This is a genomic window from Methylobacter svalbardensis (assembly GCF_037671525.1).
Classification (GTDB): Bacteria; Pseudomonadota; Gammaproteobacteria; order Methylococcales; family Methylomonadaceae; genus Methylobacter_A; species Methylobacter_A svalbardensis.
In genome coordinates, this window is the sequence record NZ_JAWPOH010000188.1 from 1 (window position 1) to 860 (window position 860).

At 44.1% G+C, this 860-nt stretch carries 2 protein-coding genes; both read left to right on the top strand.

Annotation, left to right across the window (positions count from 1 at the left end; genetic code table 11):
• Positions 1 to 644, top strand: a 644-nt coding sequence (locus RW114_RS20770; RefSeq protein ID WP_340124627.1) for an IS4 family transposase, incomplete at its 5' end; no start/stop codon positions are given.
• Between the two features lie 17 nt (positions 645 to 661).
• The coding region (locus tag RW114_RS20775) for a phage integrase N-terminal SAM-like domain-containing protein (RefSeq protein ID WP_340124628.1) at positions 662 to 860 on the top strand (199 nt) is incomplete at its 3' end.

Genomic DNA, 860 nt, shown 5'->3' on the forward strand with positions numbered 1-860 from the left:
TTACTTTTATTAAGCCACGAAAAAAAGGTGAGAAATCACGAAAGGTTCAACAGGAAGTGAAAGTGTTGCGCTATAGCTTACCCGTAAAAGGAAAAAGATCGGTTCCTGTTACCTTAGTTCAAGCCAAGGAAATCAACCCTCCTAAAGGTAAAGCGCCTATCACATGGCGGTTACTGAGTAATCGAGAGGTAACAAATGAGGGTCAGGCTTGTGAACTGATTGATTGGTACCGATGCAGATGGGAAATAGAGATGTTTTTTGATATTTTGAAAGTGGGTTGCCAAGTTGAAAAGCTGCAATTATCGACGAAAGAACGTATTGAAAAAGCCTTAGTCATGTACATGATTATTGCATGGCGAGTGATGTATTTAATGCGATTAGGACGCGTCTGTCCGGACTTGTCAGCAGACTTGATATTTGATCTTTTAGAATGGAAGTCCTCTTTTGTATTAGCCGACAAGGACATTCCAGAACAAACGCCTACGCTTAATGAAGTGCTGAGGAATCTAGCAACGTTAGGTGGTTTTTTAGGCAGGAAATCGGATGGAGAACCTGGCGCTAAAAGCATATGGAAAGGGTTCCAGAGAATACAAGACTGCGTGTATGGAATACAGATAGCCCGCAAGCTAGATGGACTGGCTTAGTATTTGTGTGTAAGGAGATGCCTATTACCCCGTTACGTCAACGCATGATCGACGACATGCGGATGCGTAAACTTTCCCCCAAAACCCAGGCCGGTTATATTCGAGTTGTAAAGCGCTTCGCAGGATTTCTGGGACGCTCGCCGGATACCGCCAGCATCGAAGATTTGCGCCGTTATCAATTGCATTTGGTTGATCACGGTATCTCGCCGATTTCAC